This is a genomic window from Desulfosporosinus burensis (assembly GCF_054657535.1).
This window is the reverse complement of sequence record NZ_BAAHYN010000067.1, coordinates 1-666: the sequence shown is the minus strand read 5'-3', so window position 1 is coordinate 666 and position 666 is coordinate 1. Positions and strand designations below refer to the sequence as shown.

Below are 666 nucleotides of genomic sequence, written 5' to 3'. Positions count from 1 at the left end.
AGGGATGAAAATACTGTTAGGCATAATTCCGATCTTGGATTTGCTCGGTGAAATCAGACCAAAGGTGTTTGGTCCAACGATTTGCACTTGTTTTCTTTCCGCAAAGGCCATAATTTCCATGGCATCGTGTAAAGGCACATGCTCCGTAATAATCACGAGGGTTTTGATTCCGCCGTCGATGGCCTCGAAAGCACAATCTTTGACTTGTTTTGCCGGTACAAAAATCACGGAAGCCTCGGCTTTTTCAGCCACCATGGCTTCTTCCACAGTGTCATAAATAGGCACACCGTGTACGACTTGTCCTCCCTTGCCAGGGGAAATTCCACCAATTAGTTTGCTACCGCTGGCCAGCATTTGAGACGTATGAAACTGCCCCTGTTTTCCGGTAATGCCTTGGACTAAAATCCTTGTTGTTTCATTGATAATAATTGCCATGCTTTCCTACGCTCCCTTCGCTTTAACAAAGGCGACAACGTTGGCCACTGCTTCGTCAATTTTCCGATAAGTCTCAATGCCCTGTTCACGTAGAAGAGCTATTCCGGCTTCTTCATTAGTGCCTACCAGTCGAATTACCAGCGGAACTTGAATATCCATGGTTTCTTTGACTTGAATAATCGCCTTCGCTACCTCATCGCAACGGGTAATTCCTCCGAAAATATTAATCAA

1 protein-coding gene and 1 pseudogene are annotated in these 666 nt (G+C 45.2%); both read right to left on the bottom strand.

Translation table 11 applies throughout. From position 1 onward, the window contains the following. The coding region (locus ACYQ3Q_RS28390) for a CoA-binding protein (protein WP_459931736.1) at window positions 1-435 on the bottom strand (435 nt) is incomplete at its 3' end. 6 nt (window positions 436-441) lie between these two features. Next, window positions 442-666: pseudogene (locus ACYQ3Q_RS28385) on the bottom strand (ADP-forming succinate--CoA ligase subunit beta); the annotation flags it as partial.